Genomic DNA, 22182 nt, shown 5'->3' with positions numbered 1-22182 from the left:
CCAGACGGGATTCATCATGCGAGCAACGAACAAGTTAGACCGTGCAGGGCGCGCAGCGCGTTGGGTGGCTGTGGCCGCATTGGCCGCCGTGGCAGCAGGGCTGACGGGCTGCGTGACGGCGCCGGCGTACCCCGGTTACGGCGCCGGTTATGGGGCAGGCTATGCCGCGGGCAGCAATGCTTACGGCAACAGCATCGCCCCGACCACCTACAGCAGCGGCTATGCCAGCGGGTACGACAACACGTACAGCAACGGCTATGGCAGCTATGACGCGAATGCGCCGCAGCCGTATCCGCAGCAGCCGGCGCCGGCGTATTCGCAGCCCCAGCCGACATATTCGCAACCGAACTATTCGCCGTATCCGAACAACGGCGACCCGTCTTATCAAGCGCCAGCGGATAACCGCTACGGCGTTGTCGAATACGTCGAAGCGGTGCCCGTGCGCGGCCAGTCGAGCGGCGTGGGTGCCGTGCTCGGCGGCGTGGTGGGCGGCTTGCTTGGCCACCAGGTTGGCGGCGGGCGCGGCAATACCGTGGCCACCATCGGCGGCGCGGTGGCGGGTGCCATGGCGGGCAACGCTGTGGAAGGCAACACGGTGGTCGGCCAGACCTACCGCGTGACCATGCGGCTGAACGACAACTCGCGTGTCACGCTCACCCAGAACAACCCCAACGGCCTGCGCGTGGGGAATCGCGCCCGCATCGAAAACAACATGGCAGTGCCGTACTAGCCACTTCCTGCATGGGAGCGCCCGCGCCGGCTTCAGAAACGGTGCGGGCCGACCGATATAGCGGAGGCAATAACCCCGCGGTGATTCCCATGCTCAATCGACTTTCCATCCGTTTCCGTCTCAATGCAGCGCTGACGCTGCTGGCCTTGCTGCTCGCCATTACCGGCACCATTGGCGTGATCGGAATGCGCGCGTCCGACGCGAACATCAACGAGATCTACACCAATCAGCTCGCTTCGACCTCGCTGGTCGGCAAGGCGCAGCTGAATGCGGCGATCGTGCGCACGACGCTCGATCGCGCGGTCTTCCATCCGGATGCCGCCGACGTGCCGGCCATCCTGGACAAGGCCAACGGCTACCGTACGAAGTCTGACGACGCCTGGAAGCAATACAAGACCCTGCCCATGAACGCGGACGAAAGCCGTCTGGCCGCCGACATGGAGACCAAGCGCAACGCATTCTTCCGTGACGGCATCGAGCCGCTGATGACCGCATTGCGTGCCCGCGATGCCGCGACCGTCGACAAGGTGGTGATGAACGTGATTCCGCCGCTGTCCGTGGCGCTGTCTGCGGCAGCCGATGCGCTGGATCGCAGCCAGGTCGAACAGGCCAAGGCAGCCTACGAAAGCGCAGCGGCTCGATCGCACGCGTTCCTGATGCTGATCATCGGCGCCATCGGGGTGGGCATTGCGGCGGCGCTGGGGTGCGCATTTGGCCTGCACCGGGCAATTTCGGTGCCGTTGTCAAAGATGCTGGGCCACTTCAGCGCGATCTCGAACGGCAACCTGACCGAGCGCATCACTGTCGGCAGCAAGGACGAAATGGGCGCGCTCACGCAAGGTCTCATCGACATGCAGCGCGGCCTGATCCGCACCATCGTGACAATGCGCGGCGGCAGCGAATCCATCGCCAGCGCCACCAAGCAGATTGCGGCCGGCAACATGGACCTGTCGCAGCGTACGGAGGAACAGGCTTCGTCACTGGAAGAAACTGCGTCGAGCATGGAAGAGCTGACGAGCATCGTGCGCCAGAACGCCGACAACGCACGTCAGGCCAGCCAGCTTGCCGGCAACGCGTCGGACATCGCCGTGAAGGGCGGTGAAGTGGTGGGCCGCGTGATCGAGACGATGTCGGGCATCAACGACAGCAGCAAGAAGATCGCCGACATCATCGGCGTGATCGAAGGCATTGCGTTCCAGACGAACATCCTTGCGTTGAATGCCGCAGTGGAAGCTGCGCGCGCAGGCGAACAGGGCCGGGGGTTTGCGGTGGTGGCGGGTGAGGTGCGCAGTCTGGCGCAACGCTCCGCCACGGCAGCGAAGGAAATCAAGGAATTGATCAGCGATTCGGTGGGCCGTGTTGAGAACGGCTCGACGCTGGTGACCGAAGCCGGCGCGGTGATCGACGAAGTGGTGGTGGCCGTCAAGCGCGTGACGGACATCATGGGCGAGATCAGCTCCGCATCGGACGAACAGAGCGCGGGTATCGAGCAAGTCAACCAGGCCGTCACGCAAATGGACGAAGTGACCCAGCAGAACGCCGCGCTGGTGGAAGAGGCTGCGGCTGCGGCCCAATCGCTGGAAGAGCAGGCAGGTGTGCTGCGCGAGGCGGTCGCGTCGTTCCGCTTGCCGGCGGCGGGTGTACACGTTGAACCTGTGCTGGCGCCCGTAGCTCCAAAGGCGGCGCATGCTGGTTCGGCTGCATCGGCCGTGTCCAGCAACCCCGGCCCGGTCGCCAAACCGGTGGCACGCAAACCTGCCGTTGCGACGGCGCGTGCGGCACGCAAGCGCTTGGCCGCGCCAGTCAAACCGGCTGTTGTGCCCGCTCAGGACGTGAAGGCAGCGCCTGCCGTGGCAGTTGAACCCAAGCCCGGCAAGCTTGCCTTGGCCGCGGTCTCGCACGATGCCGACGACTGGGAACAGTTCTGACGCACCCGCCGACACGTCCATCCCGACAAGCCGCGCCCTGAGCGCGGCTTTGTGTTTCAGCGCTGCAACCGATTTGCAGAACTGCTTGGGCCGAGGTTGTTGATCCGGCCGACGATTTGCGTTGCGGCGTCGCCAACGCAACGCCGGACCGCGAGGTCGGTCGCGTTTTGCCGCGCGATTCATCGGGCAGAGCCTTTGCGCATAAGACTTTGCAACCTGCGCCCAGTTGCGCGCATTAGTTCATGCGGTAACACGCGCCCACGCCGGTCAGGGGTGCTCCCCGCTCGCCTAAGCCAAACCGCCTGCATTTGATCGGGCAGCGCCTCCGTCGTTTGTAGGGAGGCCTTGTTGGCTGCCGGACGAATGTCCCCCCCATATCAGATGGCGTTGTATGCCGTGGCGTTGATCCCGCCACCGCCACCGCCCGTTTCCTGCGTTCACGCATGCAACAACCCGGGCTATCCGGCACGTGTCTGAAGGCGCATGTGATGTGCTGCACCGCATAACTGTGCGCTTTGGCGGGCGTTGGTATGGTCCTCGCGTTCCCCTTCACGAGAAGCAGGCCAGAGGGCGACGCGTCAACCCGATCGGCGGTGGCAGATTGGGTCGGATGCCATGGCGCAAAGCGGTTGCGTCGCACGTCGAAAAGACCTTGGGGGAAGCATGAGCGCCACTGCGCAAGGCGGGGGGTACGCCGGACACTCGCAACGCGCCCGCAAGGCCGGGGCAGGGGAGCAGCCGTGAGCGATTTGCCATGGGAGCTTTACCTGGCGTTGCTCAACACCTTGACGGTAGCGACCACGCTCGTCATCTTCATCAGCACCGCCGACGACTTCTTCCTGGACGCCTTCTACTGGGTGCGGGAGCTGTGGCTCTGGCCGCAGCGTGGCCGCACGCCGGTCACGATTTCGGCGCAATCGTTGCGCGAGCGCGAAGAGCAATGGCTCGCCATCATGGTGCCGGCCTGGAAGGAGTACGACGTCATCGCCAAGATGGTTGAGAACACCCTGGCGACGATGGAGTACACGCGCTTCATTATCTTTGCCGGCGCGTACCGCAACGATGCGGAAACCACCACCGAAGTCGAACGCATGGTGCGCCGCTACCCCGGCCGTGTGGTGCGCGCGGCGGTCACGCACGATGGCCCGACGTGCAAGGCCGACTGCCTGAACACCATCATCCAGACCATCATCCGGCACGAGGCTGGGCACGGTATCCGCTTTGCGGGCGTGATCATGCACGACTGTGAAGACGTGATCCACCCGCTGGAGCTGAAGTACTTCAACTACTTCATCCTTGATCAGGATCTGGTGCAACTTCCGGTGCTCTCGCTTGAGCGCAAGTGGTATGAGTGGGTGGCCGGCACGTACATGGATGATTTTTCCGAGACGCACCAGAAAGACCTGGTGGCGCGCCAGGCGCTGACCGGCACGGTGCCCGGTGCTGGCGTCGCGCTCTGTTACAGCCGCCGTGCCATCGAAGCCGTGATGAAGGTGCGCGGCGATTCGCCCTTCAACACCAGCACGCTCACGGAAGACTATGACTTCAGTTTTCGCCTGCGCGAACTGGGCATGCGCGAAGCATTCGTGCATTTCCCGATCTGCGAGAACGCAGAACCAACCGAGGATGCCGAGGGCAAGACGCGCACACGCTGGCGCTTTGGGCGGCGCAAGGGAACCCGCCCGCAACTGCTGGCCACGCGGGAGTACTTTCCGAGCACCTTCCGCACGGCGTATCGGCAGCGCGCGCGCTGGGTGCTCGGTATCGCGTTCCAGGGCTGGTTGCAGATGGGGTGGAATGGCAACCTCGTTACCCGCTACATGTTCTTCCGGGATCGAAAAGGCGTGCTTACGGCGCTGTTCTCCATCCTGGCCTATGTGCTGTCGCTGAACTATCTGGCGCTGGGCGCGCTGATGTTCAAAGGCGTGATCACGATCCCCGATGGCACGTTCGTGGTCGGCAGCATCTGGATGCAGGACCTGCTGGCCATCAACGCGGCGCTGCTCTTTAACCGGCTGGCGCAGCGCGTGTACTTTGTCGGTCGGCTCAACGGCCCGTTGCAGGGCGTGTTGTGCCTGCCCAGGCTGGTGGTGAACAACTTCATCAACTTCTTCTCGGTGTGCCGGGCGTGGAAGATCTTCCTGATCTACTGCCTGACAGGTAAGCCCATCGCCTGGGACAAGACGCAGCACACCTATCTGTCGAACGACGCGCTGGGCCGTACGCGCTGCAAGCTTGGCGAGACGCTCGTCAAGTGGGAAGTGCTCACGCAGGAGCAATTGGATGCAGCACTCGCCATCCAGCGCCAGAGCGGGCACCGGCTTGGGCAAGTGCTGGTCGAGCAGGGGCTGGTCACGCCCGACACGCTGGCCGATGCGCTGGCCGAGCAGGTCGACCTGCCGCGCGTGAGCCTGACCAACGTCGTGCTCGGAGCGCTGGCCGATTGCCTGCCGCGAGACCTGGCCGTGCGGCATCACGTGGTGCCGTTCTCGATTGGCGAAGACGGGTCGCTCAACATCGCCGTGTCTGAGTTGCCCGAGGGCGAAGTGCTGGAAGAGCTGGCCCGCGCTGCGGGCCGCAAGGTCGCCTGCTTCATGGCGTGCGACCACGAGATGTCGGCCGAGCTGGCGCAGATGGCCGACCCTAACCGCCGTGCCACGGTCGTATTCGGACCGTCGGCGCATTCGGCCATGTTGGCCGTCGAATCCATGACGGGCGCCGGCCCAGGCATTGCAGCCGGCACGGCACCCGCATCCGAGGCTTCCACCATCCCCCCGATTCCTGTGCCGCCGGATCTGCCCCCCGGATCAGAGCCGCGGCCCAACCCATCTGTTGCGGGAGGTGTGGCATGACACACGAGAGAGCCATTCGTCTAACCGTGCGCCGTTTGCGCTGGCCGATTGCCGCGGCAGTGTGGGCGCTCTGTCATGGCGTATCCCTGGCGGAGCCGCCCGCGCCGTTGCAGCCCGACGCCTATTTTCGCGCCGACCGCGCCTATCGCGCCATCGACGCCAACAAGCTCGACGATGCGGAAGCCGCCACGCGTGCGGCGTTGGCCGCGCAGCCAGACAGCCTGCAACTGAACCTGCTGCTGCTGGATGTGCTGACGCGCAAGGGCCAGTTGGATGCGGCGCGCGCGCAGGCTGATGCGCTGCTGCGGAAGTATCCCGACGAGCCCCGTGTCTTTGCACAGCACGGGTTCCTCGCGCAGAAAGCGGACGATCCCGCCGTGGCCGAACAGGACTTTGCACACGCTGTGCAAGGCACCGACTGGACGCCGCAGGAGCAGCGCAATCTGCATCTGGCCTGGTCGGACAGCGCATATTCGGCCAAGCACCCGCAAGCCGCCCTCGATGCGCTGAGCGGCATGAAGGACGAACCCGACGCCGACGTGCAACTGCGTCTCGCGCAATCTCGCCTGCAATTGGGCGACCGCGATGGTGCGTCTCAGGCCGCCACGCTGGCAGCCGAACACGCGACGGACCCGGCGCGCCAGCGCTACGCCAAGGCGCTGCTTGCCCAGGCGATGGCACCTGAAGCGCAGGGCGAAACCACGTCCGCCAATGACCGGCGCGTGATCGGCCAGCGTGAGTTGAACGATGCCTACAGTCACCTGCGCGCGCGTGACGATCGTGCCGCGCTGGCAGCCTTCCAGCGCGGCTTTGCCTCCGGCCAAGGCAGCTGGACGCACTACGCCGATGCCGCCTACGCGGCCAAGCGCCTGGGCGACAACCCGACCGCCATCGGGCTTTTCCGGCAAAGTCTCGACCGCGCCGATGCCGATGCCAAGGGCGACAGCGGCAGCAATGGCGACGACCGCCTTCCACCCGACCGCCGCTTCGGCTACCGGCGCGAAGTCGAGCAGATGCAGCGTAACTTCGGCATGGTCGTCTCGGGCGCATATCAAACTTCGGCGTTCGGTTTGCCCAACACCGTGAGCGTGGGCCAAGCGGGCGCGGAGGTGTACTGGCAGCCGCCCGGCATCGGGTATCGGGACGGCAGCATCTTCCAGGTCTTTGCGCGCGGCTATGACAACGTGTACGACCGCAATGGCCACACAGGCCTCCCGACCGCGCAGGGCTCGGTGGGCGCGCGCTACAAGCCGATCAAGGACATCAACCTGGTGTTCACCGCCGAGCGCCTTTTCCGCATTGGGCAACTGACCACCAACGACACGCTGCTGCGCATCGGGTTCTCGACCGACCAGGGGCTCGACCTGCAGGTCACCAAGCCGCGCTGGCAGACCTGGCAGGTGTATGGCGAGGGCGCCTATTTCCTCAACCAGGGCCGGATGATCATCAGCACGGAAATGCGCTACGGACACACGTGGCTACTGAACTCCGTCAGCGATCGGCTCACGGTCTACCCGCACATCGTGCTGGCGGGCGATCACGACAACAAGGCGATCGACCACCAGCTTGCGCTGGGTGTCGGCCCAGGCATCAACTTCCGCTATTGGTTTCGCGAGTCGCACTACGCGGCGCCGGCCAGTTGGCTGGACTTGACCGTGCAATACCGCTTGCCGTTGACGCACGCGGATCGAGCAAAGGGGGTGGTCGCGCGAGCCATTCTTTGGTTCTAGGGCAACCCCGGATTCAAGCAGACCCCAGTCAGAGGTGTCGCAGATGAAACGTTTTTGACCGCCGAGGGAAACGGGTAACAAAGAGACTTGGCAGCGGCGTCCACAGGATGGCGTCGCAGCGCCATGGTGGGTCAAAGCAGGACGCATGGCACGGCCTTCGCTCAGTAGCGAGGTCTGCCCGGCGTCAGAAGCGACACGCGCGTCTTCGCGCCCGTCGTGCTTTGCAGGCGCGCCGGAGCAGACGACAGGGGAGTGCAGTGATGATGGGGAAGATCTTGACCGTGTTCGGCACGCGCCCAGAGGCCATCAAGATGGCGCCGCTGGTGCAGGCATTGCAGGCCGAGGCAGGCTTTGCGTCGGCAGTGTGCGTGAGCGCGCAGCACCGGCAGATGCTGGATCAAGTGCTGGAGCTCTTCGGCATCGTGCCGGAGTTTGACCTCAACCTGATGCGGCCCGGGCAGACGCTGTCCGATATCACATCCAACGTATTGAGCGGCATCGACGGCGTGCTAGACGCCTACAAGCCCGATGCCGTGCTGGTCCACGGCGATACGACGACCACGCTGGCGGCGAGCCTCGCAGCGTTCTACCGGCGCATTCCGGTCGGGCATGTGGAGGCGGGTTTGCGTACCGGCAACATCTGGTCGCCATGGCCGGAAGAGTTGAACCGGCGCGTGACCGATTCCGTGACCACCTGGCACTTCGCGCCTACGGCCGAATCACGCCAGAACCTGCTGGACGAGGGCATCGACCCCGAGCAGGTCACGCTTACCGGCAACACCGTCATCGATGCGTTGCTGGCCGTGAAGCAACGGCTGGACAGCGATGCCGCGCTGTCAGCGCAGTTGGCGGCGCGCTATCCGTTCCTGGCGGCTGGGCGTCGGATGATCCTGGTGACAGGCCATCGCCGCGAGAACTTCGGCGAGCCGTTCGAGAACTTCTGCGTGGCGCTGCGCCTGCTGGCGGCGCGACATCCGGACGTGCAGGTCGTCTATCCGGTGCACCTGAACCCGAACGTGCAGCAGCCGGTCAGCGCCATCCTTTCCGGCCACGGCAACGTTCATCTGATTGCGCCACAGGACTACCTGCCGTTCGTCTACCTGATGGACCGCGCCTACCTGATCGTCACCGATTCCGGTGGCATTCAGGAAGAGGCGCCCGCTCTTGGCAAACCGGTACTGGTAACGCGCGACACGACCGAGCGACCGGAGGCTGTGGCATCGGGCACCGCACGGCTGGTCGGCACCGATACGCAACGCATCGTCGACGAGGCAGAAACGCTGCTTAACAACGCCGCCGAATACGAACGCATGGCACAGGCGCACAACCCCTATGGCGACGGCCAGGCCTGCCGGCGCATTGTCGATGCGCTGAAGAACGCCTTCACCACGCAGCCGAAGCAGGCAGCGCGCGGCCCGCAACTCATTCGCAAACCGGCCACCGAGGCCGAAATCATCGATCTGGAAGCGGCGCGTGCCACCGCGCAAGGGTCGTCAACACAGCACCGCCTGAACGGTTAGGAGGCTTTGATGAAAGCGAAGCAAATCGGGGGCGGCGTGTTGGTTGCCTCCGCACTTGTCGCCGGTTGGTTGATCGTCGCGCCACCGGGGGGCGGTGATGGTGGTGTGCCTGCCATTGTGACCGGCGCGACAGACCAGGGCACCCCCGGCGCCGGCACGAACAAGAAGGCCCCACCGCCCGCGTCTTCGAAGGCGACGGCCATGGCTGCGCAACCCATGCAGCCCACCGTTGTGGCAGCAGCAACGCCCAGGCCCGTGACCGGAGGCGCGCGCGCCTACGGCTACGGCGTCATGGACGAGAACGGACAGGTCATCCCACCGCCGCGCCCGGCCGTCGTGACCGAAGTCCGCCCCGGCATGCCGGAAAACGAAACGACAGGCACTGAACGTGGCCACGACCGTGGCCCCAATTTCAACCTCGGGCTCTACCGCCAAGCGGACGGCTCGGTCTATCGCCCATGATTGCCATGAGTCGGAGAGTCATCATGAAGACATTGCTACGAAAGTTTCTGTGCGCGCTCGTCTTTGCGGGCGGCATGCTCGGGGTCTCGCTGACAGCGCCAGTGCAGGCCGCCACCTGCACAATTGGGCTTGGGCCCATCTGCGTGACCATTGGTGGATCTGCATCGGCCCAGACCGCGCCAGCCCCGATGCTCGTGCTGTACGACGCTCCGCCAAACGACCAGTACACCAACCTCGGCAAGTCGTACGCGATCATGCTGTACAACCTGCTCGCGCACTTCAACACCACCATCACGCTGCTGCCCGTGCAGAACTACACGGCGGGCATGACCGAGCAGTACACCGCTATCTTCTACATGGGGAGTTACTACAACAATCCCATACCGGCAGCGTTCCTGTCGGATGTGACGACCACGCAGAAGACCGTGGTCTGGTTCAAGTACAACCTGTGGGAACTTGCCTGGAATACGGCGTATCCGTTTACCTCGCGCTACGGCATTTCGTTCTCCAACTTGGCGGGCATGAACGCGGCACCGTCAGCCAGCGCACCGAACCCTGGCTTCTTTGACACGGTCACCTACAAGAACCAGACGATGACGAAGTACTACGCCTTCAACGCCACGACCGGGGCGATTTCCGCAGACCCCGACATTGGCGTGACGGCGGTGGCCGATGCCACCAAGGCGACGAGCCTGGTCACGATCACCAACTCGGTGACCAAGGCGACGGCTCCGTATGTGATCCGCTCAGGCAACTTCTGGTACTTCGCCGACATGCCGTTCTCGTACATCGGACCGCGCGACCGCTACTTGGTGATATGCGACATGCTGCATGACATCCTGGGAACCAATGCGCCGACGCTGCACCGTGCGCTCGTGCGTCTGGAAGACATCAACGCCACCAACACGGTGACGTCCATCAATACCCTCACGGATTATCTGTACAGCAACAAGATTCCGTTCTCGCTTGCCACCATCCCGCTGTACAAGGACCCGAACGGTGTCTACAACGGCGGCGTTGCGCAGACGATCCATCTCGTCAATGCAACGGGGCTCAAGTCGGCACTGAACCACGCACTGGCGCGGGGGGGGAAGATCCTGATGCACGGCTACACCCACCAGTACAGCAACATCCCGAACCTCATCAACGCCGTCAGCGCGAACGACTTCGAGTTCTGGTTCGCCACGCAGAACCGGCCCGTGAACGAAGATTCAACGCAATGGGCAGCAGGGCGATTGTCGTCGGGGCTGCTGGAGTTCCAGCTCAACGGCTACGCGCCGTTCGCCTGGGAGGCGCCGCACTATCAGTCGTCTCCGCTAGCCATCAAGGCGGTACCCCAGTACTTCAAGACCACGTATCAGCGCGTGGTGTACTACACCTCCGACAATCCGCAGACGCTGAATGCCTCGACGCCGGGTCATGATTTTTCGGTTGGCCAGTTCTTCCCGTACATCATTCAGAAGGACTACTACAACCAGCGCATCATTCCGGAAAACCTGGGCAACGTGGAGTACAACATCTGCAATATCGATCCGTCGTCGTGCCTGACCTACACCGCACAGGACATTCTGACCAATGCGACGTATGCGCAGGTGGTGCGAGACGGCTTTGCCTCGTTCTTCTTCCACCCGTTCTGGCTTGAGCCGGAGATCGGCACGCCGGGCTATGCGGATTTCCAAACCATCATCAACGGCATCACCGCGCTGGGCTTTACCTGGGTGGATGCCAGCACGGCGCAGTAGGCGATGCTGCGGATGCGCTCGGTACTGGTGGCGGCAGCCATGCTGGTCTTGAGCGCATCCACCGCAGCAGCAGGGCCGGTGGGCGCGATGCCTTCCGGCCCTGTGCCGTTGTATGGCGTGACCGTCGATGCGGTGGACAACGTGCCCGCCGTGGTCGACGCACTGTCGCACCTCTCGCGCACACCCACCGTGCGCGTCGTCTTTGATGAAGGCATGGACGCACCGCATTACGTCGGGCCCGTGGCCGCCATCCGGGACGTGGCTTACGTGATGGGTGAGCTGGCCGATTCCTCCACGCTCAAGCAGTACACGACCCCGCAACTGCGCCAGCGTGCCGCGGCTTATCTGCACACGCTCGCCGGCAACGTCGATGTCTGGGAAATCGGCAATGAGATCAACGGCGAGTGGACAGGCCCCACACGCGACGTGATCGACAAGACCATGGCAGCCTATGAGGTCATCAAGGCCGGCGGCGGCCGCACGGCGCTCACGCTGTACTACAACGAGGGCTGCGCCGAGCAGCCATCACGCGCCATGTTTGATTGGACGCAGCGCAATGTGCCGCTACGGCTGCGCGATGGGCTCGACTACGTGTTCATCAGCTTCTATGAAGACGACTGCAAGATCGCGCCACCCGACTGGAACGCCGTGTTCAGCCGCTTGGGCGATCTGTTTCCGCACGCCGCACTGGGCTTTGGAGAAGTCGGTACGCGCCATGCCGCACGCAAGACGGCGCTCGTTGCCCACTATTACGGGCTCGCAGTCACGCATCCTCGCTTTGTCGGCGGCTACTTTTGGTGGTATTTCCGGCAAGACATGGTGCCGCGTTCAAGACCGCTGTGGCGCAGCCTCGATGCGGCGTTTCTCAGCATGCCCGCAGTGGTCAACCGCTAGCCCGCGCGCTCACACGCTGAGTGCTGGCGGGTGAGCGGTCGGCGAGGTCTTCCGGGCCAACAGGTTCGCCGTCACGGCGCACCAGCTGGATCGTACGCGTGGGCAGGGCGAACGAGGTGCCCAGATTTTCCAGCCCTTCCAGGATCGTCAGGTTGATGCGCTGCTGGATATCCATGTACAGATTGAAATCCGGATCGGTCACGAAATACACGACCTCGAAGTTCAGCGCGTTCTCGCCAAACTCCTTGAAGTGCGCACGATCGAAACGCGTGTTGCCGACGGCCTCCACCGCACGGCGCACGATGTCCGGAATTTTCTGCAGTTGCGCGGCGCGCGCATCGTAGGTCACCCCAAAGGCGAAGACGATGCGTCGTTCCGACATCCGTTTGTAATTATGAATCGTGCTCTTGAGCAGCGCCGTGTTGGATGCGACGATCTCTTCGCCCGACAGGCTGCGGATGCGCGTCGTCTTGAGGCCCACGTGCTGCACAGTGCCGGCAATCGATTCGAAGACGATGAAGTCGCCAATCTCGAACGGCTTGTCCAGCCCGATGGCGAGCGAGGCAAACAAGTCGCTCAGGATGCTCTGCACCGCCAGCGCCACCGCCACACCGCCCACCCCCAGGCTGGCGACGAAGGCCGTGATGTTCACGCCCACGTTGGCCAGAATGGCCAGCAGCAGCATTGACCACAGCGCAAACCGCAGCACCCAGGCGGTCATTGATGTGATGACCGGATTGCGTGTGGCGTGGGTTTGCGTCGACAGCCGATCGCGCGCCCACAGCTTCACGCCGCGGTTGAGCCACAGCGCAATCTGGAACCCGATGATGACGAACCAGATGTGGTCAAGCTTGTTGGCAATGCGCGTGGGCAGATCGATGAAGTACGACCCGGCAAGCAATGCGGCCAGTGCAATGAAGAGCGGATGCGTATCGCGCAGCACTGCGGTGATGAGAATGTCAAAGCGATGGCCGGTACGGCGCGCGCGCGCATCAAGCCGGTTGCAGATGAGGCGCAATACGCTTGACAGCACTGCATACGCGGCGATGACAGTCAATGTGGCGGCGGCCCAATCGCGGGCCGGCACGCGCAGGAAGGTGTGGGCGTTGAGCCACTCCATGGGTTTCTCCGTGCAGAAAACACGGATGCTGCGCCGCACATAGCGTGCCTGCGCTACGGCCGCAGCGTTGCCGCGGGGTCGGCGTCAGTCGATACACACACGCGGTTGCGGCCCTGACGCTTGGCTTCCATCAGGCCGAGATCGGCATCGGCCAGCAGGCGCGCAAGGTCTTGCCCGGGGCGCAGCGCCGCGGCGCCAACGCTCACCGTCAGGGGCCCGACGGGCGTTTGCGTGCGGGCCACGGCAGTCTTGAGCCGTTCGACCACCGCAAGCGCGCCCGTCAGGCCGCAGCCCGGCAGCAGCACGGCAAACTCGTCCCCGCCCAGGCGGCCGAAGAGATCGGCGGGGCGCAGCACACCCGCCAGCGCATCGGAGAGCGCGACGAGCGCTTCGTCGCCGGCGGCGTGTCCCCACGTATCGTTGATGGATTTGAAGTGATCGACGTCGAGGTACAACGCGCACAACGGCTCGGCATGATGCTGCGCGCGCTCGACCGCAAAGCTGCCGAGTTCAAAGAAGCGCTGCCGCGCGAGCATGCCGGTCAGGTGGTCCGTGTTGGCGCGATCGGCGAGGCTGCGTTCGGCCGCAAAGTGCCGGGCCATGGCGCGCAGCAGGTAGTGGTGAATGACCGCCGCTGCGGCAATGCAGATCGGCAGATAAAGCACCAGACCGAGCCAGCCGTGGCGGATTGCCGTGGCCGGTTCCGGCGCGATGAGCAGCGCGACGAGCGGCCCGGCGGCGCACATCACCATGGCAATGCAGAAATCGCGCCGGGTGAGCCACGCGGGGCTGGTGGCAAGCGGCATCAGATAGAACGCCGGGAGCACCCATTGGAGCCCGGCCTGATAACCGAACGCGATGATGGCCACCTCTTCGGCAAACAGGTGCGTGAGCGCCAGCAGCCCCCACAGGCCGGTATGCCGATGCCGCTGCGCCGTCACCACGATTGCCATCAGCAAAAGCAGCAGTCCAAGCAACGGCTCGGGCCGATGCAGCAGCCCGACCGACCAGCCCAGCATGATCGCGAAGCCGTAACCGAGCACGCCGCATTTGCTCAGCGCGAGGATCATCGGCACGAAATGGCGCGCCTGATAGTCGAGCGAGGGCGTGCGGGCGTCGGGCAGGTCGGAGGCGGTAGGCAGGTTCGCGCTCAAGGCAGGACAAGAAAGGCCTTCGGGCGCGACGGGATGATGCGGGCGCGGGCGTGGCCGGATTGCGCAACAAAGCGCGCATTCTAATGGCGGCGGGCAGCCCCGTGCGCGGATTTTTAGTGGGGGAAATCCCGCAATGTGCGTATCAGCCCGCCAGTACCTGCCATACCAGCCACATATTGGCGACGCCGATGACGACGAACAGGCCCCACGCCAGCCACGACGTGAATCGGCTGTTAACAAAGACGCCCATCAAGGTGCGATCGCCTGTCATGCGGATCAGCGGAAACATCGCAAACGGCAACTGCAGGCCGAGTACCACCTGACTGATGACAAGCAGTTTGCCGATGGCGTGGTCGCCCAGCATCGCCACGCCAATGAACGCCGGGATCAGCGCCAGCGCCCGCGTGATCAACCGCCGCTGCCAGCAGGGCATGCGCAAATCGAGGAAGCCCTCCATCAGGATTTGCCCCGCGATGGTGCCGGTAAAGGTCGAGCTTTGCCCCGCCGCCAGCAACGCGATGCCAAACAGCAGCCCGGCCAGCGCCGTCCCGACGATGGGCTCCAGCAGGTGGTAGGCATCCTCGATGTCGGCCACGTTCTGGTGGCCGTGCGCGTTGAATGCCGCTGCGGCCAGGATCAGGATTGCACCGTTCACGAGCAGCGCCAGCCCCAGCGACACGATGGTGTCCAGCCGCGACAGGCCGATGGCCTCGCGCTTGGCGGCTTCGGTGCTGGCCGTCATGCGGGTCTGCACGATGGATGAATGCAGGTACAGGTTGTGCGGCATCACCGTCGCGCCCAGGATGCCGATCGCCAGGTACAGCGGCTCGCGCTGGCTCACGGCCTGCCACGAGGGCATCAGCCCTGCAGCCACCGACGGCCAATGCGGCTTGATGAGCACGAGTTCAACGAAATAGCACAGCCCGATCGTGAGGATGAGCCCCAGCACGATGGCTTCCAGCTGGCGGAAGTTCTTGCCCTTCAGGCCCAGCACGATCAGCGTGTCCAGCGCGGTGAGCGCCACGCCCCACAGGATCGGCACACCGAGCAGCAAGTGGAAGGCCAGCGCGCAACCAAGCACCTCAGCCAGGTCGCACGCAATGATGGACAGCTCCGCCATCAGCCACTGCGCGCGTAACGGGCCGGGCTGATAGCGGTTGCGCGAGGCACGTGCCAGATCCATACCGGTGACGATGCCAAGCCGCGCCGACAGGCACTGCAGCACCATTGCCGCCAGGCTCGAGAGCCCTACCACGAACAGCAACGCGTAGCCGTAGCGCGAACCGGCTTCGATGTCGGTCGCCCAGTTGCCCGGGTCCATATAACCGACCGACACCAGCAACCCCGGCCCCGCAAAGCGCAGCAGCTTTTTCCACAGGGGCAGGCCGGGCGGGACGGCAACGGTGCCGCGCACCTCGGAAGGGCAGAACGGCGCGGTGGCGGTGGTGGGCAGGCGGAACATGCTCGGCGGCTTAAGGAAAATGCAATCGGAATTTCGGAATGATAGCTAAACGCCACGTTGCATGCCCGAGCCCGCGCCCGGTATGTATTGGCGAGGAGACTTCTTCGTCACGTGCCTCCACACATTTAAGGTAAAGCTCAGTCCGTTGCGGTAGATTTCGACCTTCGCCGGCGCCTGTTTTCCAGGTGCCGGTTGTCCGTTTACCGTCATTACCGCCGCCGAGATTCCCGCGCATGAACGCCATCCTCCTCATCGAAGACGATTTGCCGTTGGGCACGGCGCTGGCCCGCGCGCTGCGTCAGGCCGGCTACAACGCGACCTGGGTGCGCCGCCTTGTCGACGCGCAGAAATGGATCACCACCAACACGTTCGAAGCCATCGTGCTCGATCTCGGGTTGCCCGATGGTGAAGGCCATACTTTCCTGGAAGAACTGCGTGCCGCGCACAGCGACGTGCCCGTCATCATCGCCAGCGCGCGCGACGCGCTGTCGGAACGGCTCAAGGGCCTGGATTCCGGCGCGGACGATTTTCTCGTCAAGCCGTTCCCCGTGGACGAACTCATCGCCCGTCTGCGCGCCGTGCTGCGCCGCCATGCGGGGCAGAGCACCAATCAGTGGAACGTCGGCAACCTGGTGGTGGAACCCTCGCAGAAGCGCGTGACGCAAGAGGGGCAGGTCATCGAACTCACGCCGCGCGAATACCAGCTGCTGCTTGAACTGGTGCGCCGCGCCCACCGGTGGGTACCGCGCGAGACGCTCATGGACGCGCTCTATCGTGAGGGCGACAGCGTGAGCGCCAACGCGCTGGAGGTCGTCATCCACCACCTGCGCCGCAAGCTCGGCAACGAAACCATCCAGACCATTCGCGGTGTCGGTTACATGATCGGTGGCAACCGCGGGGCCGCCCAATGAAGCTGGCGGTTCCAGCCATCCTGCGGGTTCGCTCGCTGTCGTTCCGCCTGTATGTGCTGATCCTGCTCGCGCTGGTGTTGATGCTGCTGGTGCAGCTCGTCATCGCGCATCTGGAAATCTCGCGCACCAACAGCCGCCAGGTGGTGAGCGATCTGCGCATGTCGGCGCAGGCCTATGCGGACCTCACCACGCTCAACATGGATGACGTGCCGCGTCGCGAAGAATTCCTGCGCCGCCTTACCGATATCAAGCTGGGCCTGTCGCTGCCCAACATCCTGCCTGGCGAATTCCGGTACGTGCTGTGCGATCGCGCCGGCAACGTCATCACCGCCTTCCCCGGTGCGCCCACCATGCCATGCGGCAAGGCACACGGCACCGTCGTCGAGATCATGCTGGAGGGCAAGCCGTGGCGCAGCTACACGGTCGACAGCGTCGACGGCAAGATTTCCGCTACGGTGGCGCAGCCGCTGACTGCCTACGAGCGCGCCATCCGCGATCTTTTCCAGGAAGTGGCGGTGGCGCTGGCCATCCTGGCGAGCGCACTGATGGTGATGGTCGGCTGGGCCGCGCACCAGGGCCTCAAGCCTCTGCGCACGCTCACGCGTCAGGTTGAGGCGCGCGATTCTGCCGACCTCGACCCTGTGCAAAGCGTCGAGCATGCCGAGCTGAAGCCACTGGTCGAAGCCTTGAACGGGCTGTTTGCGCGCGTGCGTCGCGGCATCGAGGCAGATCGCCGTTTCTTTGCCGATGCCGCGCACGAACTGCGCACGCCGCTGGCGGCCATTCAGGCGCAGGCGTATGTCGTGTCGCATTCCGACAGCGAAGACGACCGTTCTACCGCGCTGCGCGAATTTGATCGTGGCATTTCGCGCGCAACGCAGTCGCTCGCCAAGCTGCTCGCCATTGCCCGGCTGGACGCGCGCCGCGTGGAGGCGCAACTTGCGCAGGGCGCATTGTCGGACTTGGCCGGCTGTGCGCGCAGCGGCGTGATTCAGCAAGCCTCGCGCGCCGAGCGTCGCAACATCACGCTGTCGTATGACGGCGCCAACCAGGCGTGGGTCTCGGTATCGCATGAAGACGCCGCGACGCTGGTGGAAAACGTGCTCGACAACGCCGTGCGCGAAACGCCCAACGGTGGCGAGGTGCGCGTGGCCGTCAAGCGCATCGAGCAGGCGGGCGTGCCGATGGTCGAACTGCGCATTGAAGATTCCGGCCCCGGTATCCCGCCCGACGAGCGCGATCGCGTGTTCGAGCGTTTCTACCGCCCGCGCACCAGCCAGTCGCAGGGCAGTGGCCTGGGCCTGGCGATCGTGCGCCGTATCGTTGAATTGGGGAATGGCTCGGTGGCCATCGAAGACGGCCTGACGCATGCGGAGGGCAGGGGCTGCGCGATCGTGATCCGCCTGCCGGCGCTGGATTCCGCGCCCGAGCCGATCGAGCCCGACGATGCGCCTCCCGGCATGGCCGACACGCCCAGCCATTGATTGGCGCACTGGCCGTGCCTTCCACCTGCCGCTGATCAGTAACCGACCGTGAAACGCTGGCGCGGGTGTGCCGGCTTTTCCGTTTCGTCGAGGAAGGCGATGGCGTAGTCCTCCATCGAAATCCAGGGTTTGCCGTTTGCATCCACCAGCAGCGAATCCTTGCCGACGCGGAAGTGCCCCGTCCGCTCGCCCGGCTCGAAGATGGCCGACGGCGAAACGAAGGTCCAGTTCAGCTCGGTTTCCTTGCGCAGCGCATTGAGGAAATCGCGGCCGGCCGAGGCTTCTTCAAAGTACTCCTTGGGGAACTGTGGCGTGTCGATCAGCGCGACGCCCGGTGCCACTTCCAGGCTGCCGGCGCCACCGACGACCAGCAGGCGCGGCACGGCGGCCTTCTTCACCGCTCCAACAATCTGGTCGGCATTCGCCTGCAGAAAACGCACGGTGCTGTAAACCACATCGTTGCCGGCAAGCGCGGCCACGAGCCCCGCCTGGTCGGCCACGTCGACATCCTTGGTCGTCAGGCCGGCACGCTCCGGCAGCTTCGAGGCGGTGCGCGCGATGGCCGTCACCTGGTGGCCGCGGCGCAGTGCTTCGTCGATCAGGCGGGTGCCCACGCGGCCCGTGGCGCCGATGATTGCGATCTTCATGGTCAATTCCTTGTGGTTGGTCTGGGTGGTTGAAACGTTATATGTAATTAATGCAGTTACATATAGGAATAAAAAAATAGGCCGACATGCGGCCCGACTAGGCCCGACGGCGGCGGCGCTGCGCGTGCCCCACCTCGCTGAGGATGCCGGCGATGGTCTGCGCAGCCAGCTCGGCCTCCAGCGCGGCCTGCGCGCGTTCCGTCACGCGCTCCAGCACGCCGGTGATCTCACGGCCCACCTCGCACGCCGGATTGGGCGCATTGGGCGGCAGCGCAATCAGCACCGGAGATTCCACCACACGAAAGACGTCGAGCAGCGTGATGCGTTCTGCCGGCCGCGCCAGCGTGGCGCCGCCCGCTGCGCCCATCTGCGAGGCGACAAAACCGGCATCCGCCAATTGCGCCACCAGACGCCGGATCAGCGCCGGGTTCGTTCCCACGCTGCCCGCAATGAGCGAAGACGGCACCGGCCCCTCTGCGCTGGCAAGCAGGGTGAGGATGTGGACGGCGACGGCGAAGCGGCTGCTGGTAGACATGGGGTTAGGCGCAAAAGTGTAACCATGTTAGATACACTTTGGTTCGCGGTCAACCCCGCGGGCAGACGTGCATCCCAGAAGGCTGCGCCCAATGCCGCCGCCCGCGCTTTGGCATCGGCCTTGGTCGCCGCGAGCAGATCGGGCGCCGTCAGCGTGGGCGCGGCGCTGATCTCCGTCACATCTTCAATGCCGAGAAAACGCAGCCAACGGCGCAGATAGGGCTTCTGGAAATCGTCCGGCGATTCGCTGGCACCTTCCGTGTGCGCGGCGTACGCCCCGGCGCTGGCGTAGATAAGCGCCGCCTTCTTGCCCGAAAGCAGCGCCTGATAGCCCGTGGCGGGCGACCAGTTCCAGTTCTGCCCTGGCAGTGTCACCACATCAATGAAGTGCTTGAGCCGATAGGGAACGCCAAAATTCCACATCGGTACGGAGAAAAGATAGTGGTCTGCCGCGTTGAAGCGCTGCGACAGCGCCACGGCGCGCTGCCATTGCGCACGCTGCTCCGGCGTGGCGGTCTGGGTGCGCAGGACGGCAAACTTGGCGCCGATCATATCGGCGTCGAATTCGGGCAGGTCAATGTTCTGGCTCCACAAGTCGATCGTGTCGATCTCGTGGTTGGGGTGTGCGGCACGGTAGGCGTCGAGAAACTGCTTCGCCACGTCGATGGAGTGGGACAGCGTTTTCATGGGTGAGGCTTCGATATGGAGCAGGCGGGTCATGGTGGACTCCTGATGCGGTTTTACGCTGCGTTGAAGAAGTTGAGGCCGACGGTGCCGGCAATCACCAGCCCGATGCAGGCCAGGCGCGCGGGCTGCATGCTCTCGCCAAAGAGCACGATGCCCAGCACCGTCACGCCCACCGAGCCGATGCCCGTCCAGATGGCGTAGGCCGTGCCGGCAGGCAGGCCGCGCATGGCATGCGTGAGCAGGAAGACGCTCGCAAGCGCCGTCACGATGCCGAGCACGCTGGGGATCGGGCGCGTCCACCCCTGCGCAAATTTGAGCGAGACCGCCATGGCGATCTCCACAGCCCCGGCTGCCAGCAGCCACAGCCAGGCGGTTTGAAGCATGGAACCTCCGAGGTGTCCGCTGCCGGGCTGGCAAGCGGATGCGTTGCGATGCACCCAGAGTAAGGACGGTGCGGTGCGGGAACAAGTACGCACCTGAAGGTAACCACCATGGGCGGCGTGGGTATGGGCGTCCGATTTTGATCGTGGTGGCCCGCATCATCCATACTGCGAGCAACCAGCCAACTCGGTGCCCGAACTGCGCCCGGGCTGGCTTGACGAGCGGGACCGCACGGCGGCCCATTCCGCGGCGGTTTCCATCTAACAGAGAAGCAAAAGGAACGACATGATTCCCGCATTCCGCATCGCGATCATTCCAGGAGACGGCATCGGCCGCGAGGTGATGCCAGAAGGCCTACGCGTCATCCAGGCAGCGGCCAAGCGCTTTGGCTTGCAGCTTGAGTGCCACCCCATCGATTGGGCCAGCTGCGACTACTACCAGCAGCACGGCCAGATGATGCCCGACGACTGGAAGGCGCAGCTCAATGGCATGGACGCGATTTTCTTTGGCGCGGTCGGCTGGCCGGCCACGGTGCCCGATCACGTTTCGCTGTGGGGCTCGCTGCTCAAGTTCCGCCGCGAGTTCGATCAATACATCAACTTGCGCCCCGTGCGCCTGTTTGAAGGCGTGCCGTGCCCGCTCGCCAATCGCAAGCCCGGCGACATTGATTACTACGTCGTGCGTGAGAACACCGAGGGCGAGTACACATCGCTCGGCGGCATCATGTACGAAGGCACCGACCGCGAGATCGTGATCCAGGAATCGGTCTACTCGCGCAAGGGCGCAGAGCGCCTGCTGAAGTTTGCCTTCGACCTCGCACAGAGCCGCCCGCGCAAACACGTGACGCTTGCCACCAAGAGCAACGGCATCGCCATCAGCATGCCGTGGTGGGACAAGTGCGCGGAGGAAGTCGCGCAAAACTACCCGGGCGTCACGCTCGACAAGCAGCACATCGACATCCTGACCGCGCGCTTCGTGCTGCAGCCGGATCGCTTCGATGTGGTGGCCGCCACCAACCTGTTCGGCGACATCCTTTCCGATCTTGGCCCCGCCACCACCGGCACGATCGGCCTGGCGCCTTCCGCCAACCTGAACCCCGATCGCACGTTCCCGTCGCTGTTCGAGCCCGTGCACGGCTCGGCGCCGGACATCTACGGGAAGAACATCGCCAACCCGATCGCGATGATCTGGTCAGGCGCCTTGATGCTGGATTTCCTGACGCAAGGGCAGGGCGCGGGGCGGGCGGCGCACGACACCATCGTCGCGGCCATCGAAGCGGTGCTCAAGGACGGCCCGCGCACGCCTGACCTGGGCGGCACCGCCAATACCACGCAGGTGGGCGAGGCGATTGCCGCGCGCGTTGCTGCTCACTGATCTTCATTGACTGGATCGATCACGCGGACGAGGAGTGCGGCTCCTGCGTGGACGATTACCTCCACACCAAGTACGTCTGCCAGGGCCAACTCGACTGACGAGGCGCGTTACAGGGCGGCACGATTGGCGGTACGGTCACATGTATCCCAATCGTGTTCCGGAGGCCCCATGGCCGACAGCATGGCTCCGTCCTCATCATCAACGCCGAAAAATTTCCCTGAAGGCACCGTGGACGCCTGCCCGTCCATGCGCGCACTCGAGCTGATCGCCGGCAAATGGGCGCTGCGCATCTTTCCGGCGCTGGAAAACGGCCCCGTGCGCAACAACGAACTCCTGCGCCGCGTGGGCGACGGCATCTCGCAGAAAATGCTTACGCAGACGCTGCGCGAGCTGGAAGCCAACGGCCTCATCCTGCGCACCATCTACGACAGCGTCCCGCCGCACGTCGAATATCGTCTGAGTCCGCTCGGCGAATCGCTCAACCGCACGCTCGTCGGCCTGGACGACTGGGTGCGCGCACATTGGCCTGAAATGGAACGGGTCCGCAAAACGCAGGTCGATTCCGATTGA

Annotated in this window: 19 protein-coding genes; 12 read left to right on the top strand and 7 right to left on the bottom strand. The window is 64.4% G+C overall.

All coding sequences use genetic code 11. The features are described 5' to 3' along the window. Window positions 1–16 precede the first annotated feature (16 nt). The 8 genes from ACUXH0_RS00290 to ACUXH0_RS00255 all read left to right on the top strand — a co-directional run bounded on the left by ACUXH0_RS00290 (window position 17) and on the right by ACUXH0_RS00255 (window position 11858). The gene (locus ACUXH0_RS00290; protein ID WP_024541760.1) at window positions 17–730 is read left to right on the top strand and encodes a glycine zipper 2TM domain-containing protein; all 714 of its coding nucleotides are present in this window, start codon (window positions 17–19) and stop codon (window positions 728–730) included. Window positions 731–819: 89 nt separating this feature from the next. After that, window positions 820–2658: a methyl-accepting chemotaxis protein gene (locus ACUXH0_RS00285; protein ID WP_024541761.1), complete on the top strand. Its 1839-nt coding sequence runs from the start codon at window positions 820–822 to the stop codon at window positions 2656–2658. Window positions 2659–3398: 740 nt separating this feature from the next. Beyond that, entirely contained in the window at window positions 3399–5510 is a 2112-nt protein-coding gene (locus tag ACUXH0_RS00280; RefSeq protein WP_024541762.1) for a glycosyl transferase family protein, read from the top strand. Beyond that, entirely contained in the window at window positions 5507–7240 is a 1734-nt protein-coding gene (locus tag ACUXH0_RS00275; protein WP_182593644.1) for an NfrA family protein, read from the top strand. The genes ACUXH0_RS00280 and ACUXH0_RS00275 overlap by 4 nt, the downstream gene beginning before the upstream one ends. 260 nt (window positions 7241–7500) lie before the next feature. Next, a complete protein-coding gene (gene wecB, locus ACUXH0_RS00270; protein ID WP_004631521.1) occupies window positions 7501–8760 on the top strand; it encodes a non-hydrolyzing UDP-N-acetylglucosamine 2-epimerase in 1260 nt (419 codons plus the stop codon). A 9-nt stretch (window positions 8761–8769) separates the two neighbouring features. Beyond that, entirely contained in the window at window positions 8770–9222 is a 453-nt protein-coding gene (locus ACUXH0_RS00265; protein WP_004631522.1) for a hypothetical protein, read from the top strand. A gap of 23 nt (window positions 9223–9245) precedes the next feature. After that, on the top strand, window positions 9246–10964 hold the full coding sequence (locus ACUXH0_RS00260) for a DUF2334 domain-containing protein (protein ID WP_065851564.1): 1719 nt from the start codon (window positions 9246–9248) through the stop codon (window positions 10962–10964). A 3-nt stretch (window positions 10965–10967) separates the two neighbouring features. Then, window positions 10968–11858, top strand: a complete 891-nt coding sequence (locus tag ACUXH0_RS00255) for a hypothetical protein (protein ID WP_024541766.1) — start codon at window positions 10968–10970, stop codon at window positions 11856–11858. Here the strand turns inward: ACUXH0_RS00255 and ACUXH0_RS00250 are convergent. From ACUXH0_RS00250 to ACUXH0_RS00240, 3 genes are all read right to left on the bottom strand, one after another. Then, window positions 11848–12978: a mechanosensitive ion channel family protein gene (locus ACUXH0_RS00250; RefSeq protein WP_137910740.1), complete on the bottom strand. Its 1131-nt coding sequence runs from the start codon at window positions 12976–12978 to the stop codon at window positions 11848–11850. The genes ACUXH0_RS00255 and ACUXH0_RS00250 overlap by 11 nt on opposite strands. Before the next feature lie 53 nt (window positions 12979–13031). After that, the gene (locus tag ACUXH0_RS00245) at window positions 13032–14132 is read right to left on the bottom strand and encodes a GGDEF domain-containing protein (RefSeq protein WP_024541768.1); all 1101 of its coding nucleotides are present in this window, start codon (window positions 14130–14132) and stop codon (window positions 13032–13034) included. Window positions 14133–14274: 142 nt separating this feature from the next. Next, a complete protein-coding gene (locus ACUXH0_RS00240) occupies window positions 14275–15594 on the bottom strand; it encodes an Nramp family divalent metal transporter (RefSeq protein WP_182593646.1) in 1320 nt (439 codons plus the stop codon). Window positions 15595–15827: 233 nt separating this feature from the next. On the opposite strand from ACUXH0_RS00240, the gene ACUXH0_RS00235 reads away from it, so the two are divergent. Both ACUXH0_RS00235 and ACUXH0_RS00230 read left to right on the top strand, forming a co-directional pair. Continuing rightward, complete coding sequence (locus tag ACUXH0_RS00235) at window positions 15828–16505, top strand: response regulator (RefSeq protein WP_004631528.1); 678 nt, start codon at window positions 15828–15830, stop codon at window positions 16503–16505. Continuing rightward, window positions 16502–17989, top strand: a complete 1488-nt coding sequence (locus ACUXH0_RS00230; protein ID WP_024541770.1) for an ATP-binding protein — start codon at window positions 16502–16504, stop codon at window positions 17987–17989. Before ACUXH0_RS00235 ends, ACUXH0_RS00230 begins: the two co-directional genes overlap by 4 nt. Window positions 17990–18024: 35 nt before the next feature. Here ACUXH0_RS00230 and ACUXH0_RS00225 read toward each other — a convergent pair whose 3' ends face one another. From ACUXH0_RS00225 to ACUXH0_RS00210, 4 genes are all read right to left on the bottom strand, one after another. Further along, window positions 18025–18636 carry an NAD(P)-dependent oxidoreductase gene (locus ACUXH0_RS00225; RefSeq protein WP_024541771.1) on the bottom strand — a complete coding sequence of 204 codons (612 nt, stop codon included), beginning with the start codon at window positions 18634–18636 and terminating at the stop codon, window positions 18025–18027. Between the two features lie 97 nt (window positions 18637–18733). Further along, window positions 18734–19171 carry an Rrf2 family transcriptional regulator gene (locus ACUXH0_RS00220; protein ID WP_024541772.1) on the bottom strand — a complete coding sequence of 146 codons (438 nt, stop codon included), beginning with the start codon at window positions 19169–19171 and terminating at the stop codon, window positions 18734–18736. After that, window positions 19054–19890 carry an FMN-dependent NADH-azoreductase gene (locus tag ACUXH0_RS00215; protein WP_024541773.1) on the bottom strand — a complete coding sequence of 279 codons (837 nt, stop codon included), beginning with the start codon at window positions 19888–19890 and terminating at the stop codon, window positions 19054–19056. Before ACUXH0_RS00215 ends, ACUXH0_RS00220 begins: the two co-directional genes overlap by 118 nt. Window positions 19891–19910: 20 nt before the next feature. After that, window positions 19911–20240 carry a DMT family transporter gene (locus tag ACUXH0_RS00210; RefSeq protein WP_024541774.1) on the bottom strand — a complete coding sequence of 110 codons (330 nt, stop codon included), beginning with the start codon at window positions 20238–20240 and terminating at the stop codon, window positions 19911–19913. A 283-nt stretch (window positions 20241–20523) separates the two neighbouring features. Here ACUXH0_RS00210 and ACUXH0_RS00205 point away from each other — a divergent pair, with 283 nt between their 5' ends. Both ACUXH0_RS00205 and ACUXH0_RS00200 read left to right on the top strand, forming a co-directional pair. Next, window positions 20524–21612, top strand: a complete 1089-nt coding sequence (locus ACUXH0_RS00205; protein WP_024541775.1) for a tartrate dehydrogenase — start codon at window positions 20524–20526, stop codon at window positions 21610–21612. Between the two features lie 168 nt (window positions 21613–21780). Further along, a complete protein-coding gene (locus tag ACUXH0_RS00200) occupies window positions 21781–22182 on the top strand; it encodes a winged helix-turn-helix transcriptional regulator (RefSeq protein ID WP_004631535.1) in 402 nt (133 codons plus the stop codon).

The sequence above is a fragment of the Ralstonia sp. 110700041-2 genome (genome assembly GCF_056280165.1).
The sequence above is the reverse complement of the archived record's forward strand: the minus strand, read 5'-3'. Positions and strand labels throughout refer to the sequence as shown.

Bases quoted from the DNA above. Each gene is read 5' to 3' on its own strand.
- ACUXH0_RS00290 (WP_024541760.1), top strand. From the start codon at position 17: ATGCGAGCAACGAACAAGTTAGACCGTGCAGGGCGCGCAGCGCGTTGG.
- ACUXH0_RS00285 (WP_024541761.1), top strand. From the start codon at position 820: ATGCTCAATCGACTTTCCATCCGTTTCCGTCTCAATGCAGCGCTGACG.
- ACUXH0_RS00275 (WP_182593644.1), top strand. From the start codon at position 5,507: ATGACACACGAGAGAGCCATTCGTCTAACCGTGCGCCGTTTGCGCTGG.
- wecB (WP_004631521.1), top strand. From the start codon at position 7,501: ATGATGGGGAAGATCTTGACCGTGTTCGGCACGCGCCCAGAGGCCATC.
- ACUXH0_RS00265 (WP_004631522.1), top strand. From the start codon at position 8,770: ATGAAAGCGAAGCAAATCGGGGGCGGCGTGTTGGTTGCCTCCGCACTT.
- ACUXH0_RS00260 (WP_065851564.1), top strand. From the start codon at position 9,246: ATGAAGACATTGCTACGAAAGTTTCTGTGCGCGCTCGTCTTTGCGGGC.
- ACUXH0_RS00255 (WP_024541766.1), top strand. From the start codon at position 10,968: ATGCTGCGGATGCGCTCGGTACTGGTGGCGGCAGCCATGCTGGTCTTG.
- ACUXH0_RS00250 (WP_137910740.1), bottom strand. From the start codon at position 12,978: ATGGAGTGGCTCAACGCCCACACCTTCCTGCGCGTGCCGGCCCGCGAT.
- ACUXH0_RS00240 (WP_182593646.1), bottom strand. From the start codon at position 15,594: ATGTTCCGCCTGCCCACCACCGCCACCGCGCCGTTCTGCCCTTCCGAG.
- ACUXH0_RS00235 (WP_004631528.1), top strand. From the start codon at position 15,828: ATGAACGCCATCCTCCTCATCGAAGACGATTTGCCGTTGGGCACGGCG.
- ACUXH0_RS00230 (WP_024541770.1), top strand. From the start codon at position 16,502: ATGAAGCTGGCGGTTCCAGCCATCCTGCGGGTTCGCTCGCTGTCGTTC.
- ACUXH0_RS00225 (WP_024541771.1), bottom strand. From the start codon at position 18,636: ATGAAGATCGCAATCATCGGCGCCACGGGCCGCGTGGGCACCCGCCTG.
- ACUXH0_RS00220 (WP_024541772.1), bottom strand. From the start codon at position 19,171: ATGTCTACCAGCAGCCGCTTCGCCGTCGCCGTCCACATCCTCACCCTG.
- ACUXH0_RS00215 (WP_024541773.1), bottom strand. From the start codon at position 19,890: ATGACCCGCCTGCTCCATATCGAAGCCTCACCCATGAAAACGCTGTCC.
- ACUXH0_RS00210 (WP_024541774.1), bottom strand. From the start codon at position 20,240: ATGCTTCAAACCGCCTGGCTGTGGCTGCTGGCAGCCGGGGCTGTGGAG.
- ACUXH0_RS00205 (WP_024541775.1), top strand. From the start codon at position 20,524: ATGATTCCCGCATTCCGCATCGCGATCATTCCAGGAGACGGCATCGGC.
- ACUXH0_RS00200 (WP_004631535.1), top strand. From the start codon at position 21,781: ATGGCCGACAGCATGGCTCCGTCCTCATCATCAACGCCGAAAAATTTC.